5 protein-coding genes and 1 pseudogene are annotated in these 6,000 nt (G+C 64.0%); 2 read left to right on the top strand and 4 right to left on the bottom strand.

The features are described 5' to 3' along the window. Positions 1-115: 115 nt before the first annotated feature. Both ACFHNC_RS09210 and dgoD read right to left on the bottom strand, forming a co-directional pair. The gene (locus ACFHNC_RS09210) at positions 116-1,132 is read right to left on the bottom strand and encodes a 2-hydroxyacid dehydrogenase (protein ID WP_437168929.1); all 1,017 of its coding nucleotides are present in this window, start codon (positions 1,130-1,132) and stop codon (positions 116-118) included. Further along, on the bottom strand, positions 1,107-2,279 hold the full coding sequence (gene dgoD, locus ACFHNC_RS09215; protein WP_437168930.1) for a galactonate dehydratase: 1,173 nt from the start codon (positions 2,277-2,279) through the stop codon (positions 1,107-1,109). The genes ACFHNC_RS09210 and dgoD overlap by 26 nt, the downstream gene beginning before the upstream one ends. A gap of 158 nt (positions 2,280-2,437) precedes the next feature. On the opposite strand from dgoD, the gene ACFHNC_RS09220 reads away from it, so the two are divergent. Together ACFHNC_RS09220 and ACFHNC_RS09225 are read left to right on the top strand one after the other, a co-directional pair. After that, positions 2,438-3,418 (top strand): Bug family tripartite tricarboxylate transporter substrate binding protein, encoded by a 981-nt coding sequence (locus tag ACFHNC_RS09220; protein WP_437168931.1) that lies wholly within the window; start codon positions 2,438-2,440, stop codon positions 3,416-3,418. A gap of 6 nt (positions 3,419-3,424) precedes the next feature. Beyond that, positions 3,425-4,573 (top strand): mandelate racemase/muconate lactonizing enzyme family protein, encoded by a 1,149-nt coding sequence (locus ACFHNC_RS09225; RefSeq protein WP_437168932.1) that lies wholly within the window; start codon positions 3,425-3,427, stop codon positions 4,571-4,573. Between the two features lie 43 nt (positions 4,574-4,616). On the opposite strand, the gene ACFHNC_RS09230 is transcribed toward ACFHNC_RS09225, so the two are convergent. Continuing rightward, positions 4,617-5,360 (bottom strand): FadR/GntR family transcriptional regulator, encoded by a 744-nt coding sequence (locus ACFHNC_RS09230; RefSeq protein WP_437168933.1) that lies wholly within the window; start codon positions 5,358-5,360, stop codon positions 4,617-4,619. A 317-nt stretch (positions 5,361-5,677) separates the two neighbouring features. Continuing rightward, positions 5,678-6,000: pseudogene (locus ACFHNC_RS09235) on the bottom strand (hypothetical protein); the annotation flags it as partial.

Consider the following 6,000-nt stretch of genomic DNA (forward strand, 5'->3'; position numbering starts at 1 on the left):
CTCGCCTTGGGTTCCCAATGCCCAACGCCACCGCCGTGTCATGCATAGTGGTGATAGCCGCTGCGTCCGGCGCCACCTCCACCGGCACATGCGGCAAGGCCTCCGTCGCTCGGCTTCATGGCGATAGCGAGGCTTGCCGAACCAGGTTCTCGAATGCGCCATCCGTGTCGAGCCTGCGAACGTTGCGGGCGATTTGTTCGTAGCGTCGCCTCAAAAGCTGCTCGGTCCATGCCGATGCGTGCGGTGTGCAACGGACATTGGCCAGTTCGTGAAACGGGAAACGGGAAGGCGCCAGCGTGGTCTCGCCCGCTTTCGGATAGCGGTACCACACGTCGAGGTATGCGGCTGCGATCTGGCGCTTCTGCATGGCGTGGAACAGATCCTCCTCGACAGCGATCTCCGCACGGCCGAGGCTGATCAGGACCGCCGATGGCTTCATCCGCCGGAGCCGGTGCTGGTTGATCAGGCCCCGCGTGGCTTGCGTCAACGGACAGCAGAGCACCAGGAAATCGACCATCGGGAGCATCTCGTCCAGCCCCGCGGCGGGCCGCACCCAATCCGCATCAGCCACGTCGCCGCCACGGCGGTTGACAGCGGCGACCCGCATGTCGAAGGCCCTGGCGCGGCGGGCCACCTCCCGCCCGATATGGCCATATCCCACAAGGCCGAGCGTCTTGCCCGCCACTTCCTCATGCAGCGTCCGTCCCCGGTAGGCGGCCGGCCAAGTTGCGGCATCCAGATGCCCAGGCATTTCGGCGGGCCTGATGCAGTGGTCCAGTATGGCAAATATGGCAAACTCGGCCATCGGTATTTCGTGGCCGAAGACATTCGCCACCGCGCATCCTGATGGGACCGCATCAAGCGCAATGCCGTCCAGCCCGGCGCCGGGTACGTGAAGCAGGCGGCACCGCAGACGGCTCGCCTGGTCCGGCGTGACGTGAGTGGACACGACAACCTCGGCCTCGATGGGCCCCTGATCCGGGAATGCCGCGACGCCGGTCACCTCGAAGCCGGTACCGAGCAGTGTCTGGAGCCTTGCCGCCTGCGGGGCGTGCTGGGCGAGCACAAGTATCTTCACGACCTTCGCCTCCGCCACCGAAGCCACCTCACCAATCCACGACGGTGCCGTCATCGAGCACGGCGTTGGCGGTGTGCAGGACTTCCTGCACAAAGGGATGCCGTGCCGCCTCCTTCTCGTCGACCTCAACGCCGAAGCCGGGCAGATCGGGTACGGGCCAATAGCCGTCGGTCGCCACGACCGGCTGGCGCACGACATCATGATACCAGGGAACGGATCCGGGCATCGCTTCCTGGATGACAAAGTTTGGCGTCGCGACGGCAAAATGGAGCGCCGCGATGCCGGCCAATGGGCCATTCGGATTATGCGGCGCGATGCCGGCCTGCGCGACCTCCGCGAAGGCGGCGATCTTCCGGGCCTCAAGCAGCCCGCCACAGTGGTTGAGATCCGGCTGCACGATATTCGCACCCCGCGCCCCGAGAAGGTCTGCGAACTCACGCACACCAACCAGACGCTCACCGGTAGCAATGGGACATCTGGCCTGCTGGACAATCTGGCGCATGCCCTCGGTATCGCCGGGCTGGATGGGTTCTTCGCAGAACAGGGGGGAGATCGGCTCAAGCGCCCGGATGAACTGCAGCGCGGCACTGACCGTCCCGGGGCGGCCGTGGAAGTCGATCATGATCTCGACATCCTGCCCCACGGCCTCGCGCAGCCTTCGGCCCAACTTCTCGACATGGGACACTGCAGCAGGGGAGGCGGTCTGGTGCAGATAGGGAATGAAAACCACCTTGAGCGCGCGGTAGCCACGCTCCAGGATCGCCTGCGCCTTCTCGACCATCGGTTCCGGGTCGAAGGTCTCATAGACGGAGGCCATGTCCCCAAGGCCCAGATGCGTATAGAGCTTCACGCGATCGCGCACCTTGCCCCCGAGAAGTCGCCACACCGGCAGCCCAACGGATTTCCCGAAGATATCCCACAGCGCATGCTCGATGCCGCTGATCGCGGTCATGCCGATGATGCCCAGGCGGTAATAGCTGTGCTTCTGCAGGATGCGGCAAATCTGCTCGATGTCCCGGGGGTCCCGGCCGAGGAGGAGTGGCTTCAGGTCCTCAATGGCGCCGACGACGGCACGTGTCTTCCAGTTCAGCGTAGCCTCGCCCCATCCGTAGAGCCCGTCCTGGTCGGTCTCCACTTTCACGAAGACCCAGTTGCGCATCTGGGCATTCACGACGATCGACCGGATGCTGGTGATTTTCACTGACGTTTCCCCCGCCCCACAGCCAAGGCGGATGCCCCCGGCCGGGTGCCTCCGCAAAGTCATATGGTGACCTTTTGACTCTGCGCCGACAAGTGCTAGGCTTCCTTCCGAACCTTGAACAAGGGCGATCCAACGCCCTGGCATGCGGAGGAAATGCGATGCAGATCACCCGGAGATCACTGACAGCAGCACTGGGCTTGGCAGCGGTGACGCCTTTTGCAGCAGGGCGGTCCATGGCACAGGCCTTTCCGGCCAGGACCGTCAGGGTGCTGGTCGGCTTTCCGCCAGGCGGTTCGACCGACATCTTCGCCCGTGCGGTTGCCGCTGCGCTTTCGGAGAAGTGGGCGCAGCCAGTCCTCGTGGAAAATCGTGGCGGCGCCAACGGGATCATCGCCACCGAGGCGCTGTCGAGGTCGGCGGCCGATGGCTACACGCTGATGATGACGATCTCGTCGCATGTGACCAACCGACCGCTCAATCCGAACCTGCCGTATGATCCGCTTCGGGACTTCACACCGCTGACCCTGGTGGCGCGCGCACCCTTTGTGTTCGTCACGCATCCCGCCTTTCCTGCACGGACGCTGCGGGATTTGATCCGGCTTGCCCGGGAGAAGCCGGGCGAGATCAACTATGCCTCACCGGGCACGGGATCATCCCAGCAGTTGGCCGTCGAACTCTTTGCGAACATGGCGGGGATCAAGTTCAACCATGTAAGCTACCGCGGCGGCGCGCCGGCGCTCATGGATCTGGTTGCGGGCGTCGTCCCCCTCTCTCTCCTGACCACAACCCAGGTCCTGCCCATGGTGCGGGACGGTCGCGTGCGTCCTCTCGCAGTGACCACGACCGGGCGTTCAGCGGTGATGCCGGAAGTACCCACCGTTGCCGAGTCCGGCGTGCCTGGCTACGACGCTGATGTCTGGTTCGGACTCATCGCACCGCGTGGGGTCCCGCCGGATGTCGTCGCGCGGATCCATGCGGACACATCGGCGGTGTTGGCGATGCCCGCGTTGAGGGCGCAGTTTACATCACAGGATGCGACCGTCATCAACGGTGCACCGGACGCATTTGCGACTCTCATGCGGGAAGAGGACGAGAAATGGTCCCGCGTGATCCGAGAAGCCAACATCAGGATAGAGTGATCCGACATGCCGAAAATCGAGGCCGTCGAGGCCTGCGTTGCGCGGGTGCCGCTGGACCAACCGATTCTCTTCTCCACGCGCCGGGTCACGGCGCGGGAATACTGCCTGGTCCGCATCCGTGCGTCGGACGGCACCTATGGCATCGGCTACTGCTACGCGGTGAACACAGCGGGTAAGCTGCTGCTTGACGCCGTTGTCGATGCATTGGCGCCGCGTCTCGTTGGCCAGGATAGCCATCGCGTCGAAGGTCTCTGGCAGGAGATGTATCAGGATACCCTGCTGCTGGGCCGCGTCGGCGCCGTGACGCGCGCCATGTCCGCCCTCGATACCGCCCTCTGGGATCTCAACGCGCGAAGCGTCGGACTGCCGTTGTACCGCTACCTCGGCGCGACGGTGCTCGACCGGGTGCCGTGCTACGGCAGCGGCGGCTACTACTGGCCGGGGAAGAGCAACGCGGATCTAGCTGCCGAGATGCGCGCATTCGCGGATCAGGGCTATCGTGCAGTGAAAATGAAGGTCGGCCGCCTCTCGCCCCGGGAAGAGACTGCCAGGGTGCGCGCCGTGCGGGACGCAATTGGGCCGGATGTCGAGTTGATGCTGGACGCGAACAATGCGTGGCGCGACCTACCCACGGCGCTTCGCTACACGCGGCCAATCGAGGAGTTCGAGCCTGGCTGGATCGAGGAACCCTTCCTGCCCGACGACATCGACAACCACGCGCGCCTGGCGCGCACAACGAGCATCCCGGTTGCAACGGGCGAGATCGAGGCGGGCCGCTGGCGATTCAAGGAGCTTCTTGAAAAAGAGGCCGCGGCAATCCTGCAGACGGATGCAACGGTTTGCGGCGGCATCACCGAATGGCGCCGGATTGCCGCAACGGCCGCGAGCTTCGGCGTCACGGTGTCTCCGCATGCCTGGCACGATATCCATGTGCATCTTGTCGCCAGCACGCCGAATGCGAGTTATGTCGAGTTCATGCCGGACGATCACATCGTCAATTTCCGCCGCCTGATCGACCGCCAGCTCGTTCTCGACAAGGGCGACCTGCTGCTGCCGGACGGACCCGGCCTCGGCTTTGACTTCGACACCGATGCGTTGTCCCGGTACGGCGCGAAGGATCTCGGCGGCGAAGGCATCTGGCGCTCCGTTCGTTGATCTGCGCGCCTTTGCCACGGGGGTGACCGATCACCCCACGCAACTACGACAGGATGGCCAGAAGCCGCTCGATACCGGCCTGGAGGTGCTGGCGCGCGGCATTGCGCGCGCGCGTGGGATTACGGGCGGCGATCGCATCAAGGATCGCCGCATGTTCCTGTACCACGGTCCCAAGCACACCACGGAGCCGGCTGCGGGCGTGTGAAATTCCGATGCTCGCTTCCAGATGCTGCTGAAGGAAGTGCGCGAAGTCGGCATAGACGCTGTTGTTGGCAGCTTCGACCATGACCCGATGGAAGTTCAGATCCTGTTGGTGTGCCTCCGTACCAACGGCGACCGCCTGTTCGAGTTCGGCGAAGGCTTGGTGCAGTTTCTGCAACTGGGTGGGTGTTGCCCGCCTGGATGCGAGCGCAGCGGCCTCTGACTCGATGCCAAGCCGCATCTCAAGAACATCGATGACGCGTCGTTCATCACCAGCGCCGCGATCAACGATGCGGAACGGCTTCACGTGGCCAGCCGCGGCCACATAGGCACCCGAGCCTTGACGGGTCTCCACGACCCCCTCGGACCGAAGTCGGGCCAGAGCCTCGCGGACGACAGTGAGGCTCACGCCATAGAACTCGCACATTTCGACAATGGTCGGCAGGCGATCACCCGGTCGCATTTTTTCCTCGGCGATCTGGCGGATGATCGCGTCGGCAACGCGGTCCGTCAGCTTGGGTGCACCAACCAATCCTGTGGTAATCGGTGCGGCCGCAATTCGTCCCCCGGAATTTCGCGCTGACATTTCATCTAGCCTCTCGAATGGCGCGATACATCACGCGCCGGATATTGGTTCTCCGCAAGATCCACCTAACAGAACACATGTTGCCCGTATCACTTGTAGACGTCGATGCGTAACCAACGCGCCCTACACACGGATGGGCAACATGCAGACTGAGATGGCCCCGTAACTCAGATGGCTGTCTCGAAACACGTTCGATATGAGTTCGGTTTGGCTGGATGGCCGGGCTGCACTGTGGTTCGACCAGGTTGCTACATACGGAGGACCCAGCAGCGCTCTCATCTGTCCCCGGATCGTCGCCAAGTTATCCGGCCGTCCTGTCAGCGTCGCAGCTCATCCAGCCCCAACTCACGCCACATCCAGCCGAAGTCGTAGGCCCCCATCGGATCAATGGCGTCCTGCCGCGCCCCGCCGTTCTCCAGCAGCTTCAACCAAGCCACCACGTTGTCACGGCCCTTCGCGGTCTTGACCACGGCGCGCGGGGTGCGGTTGCCAAGCGCCGGAATGGGCTCGTCCAGCACTCGGCGGTAGTGGTCATCCAGCGCTTTGCTGATCACCTCGCGCTCGACCTCTGGAGGTATGCCCGAAGGCAGCCGGGGCTGACCCCTGTTCTCGGCCAGCATCTGATCGAGGTCGACCCGTT

The organism is Falsiroseomonas sp. E2-1-a4, from assembly GCF_051433165.1.
GTDB lineage: Bacteria > Pseudomonadota > Alphaproteobacteria > Acetobacterales > Acetobacteraceae > Falsiroseomonas.

Coding starts and splice junctions, on each gene's coding strand:
- ACFHNC_RS09220 (WP_437168931.1), top strand. CDS start 2,438: ATGCAGATCACCCGGAGATCACTGACAGCAGCACTGGGCTTGGCAGCG.
- ACFHNC_RS09210 (WP_437168929.1), bottom strand. CDS start 1,132: ATGACGGCACCGTCGTGGATTGGTGAGGTGGCTTCGGTGGCGGAGGCG.
- ACFHNC_RS09230 (WP_437168933.1), bottom strand. CDS start 5,360: ATGTCAGCGCGAAATTCCGGGGGACGAATTGCGGCCGCACCGATTACC.
- ACFHNC_RS09225 (WP_437168932.1), top strand. CDS start 3,425: ATGCCGAAAATCGAGGCCGTCGAGGCCTGCGTTGCGCGGGTGCCGCTG.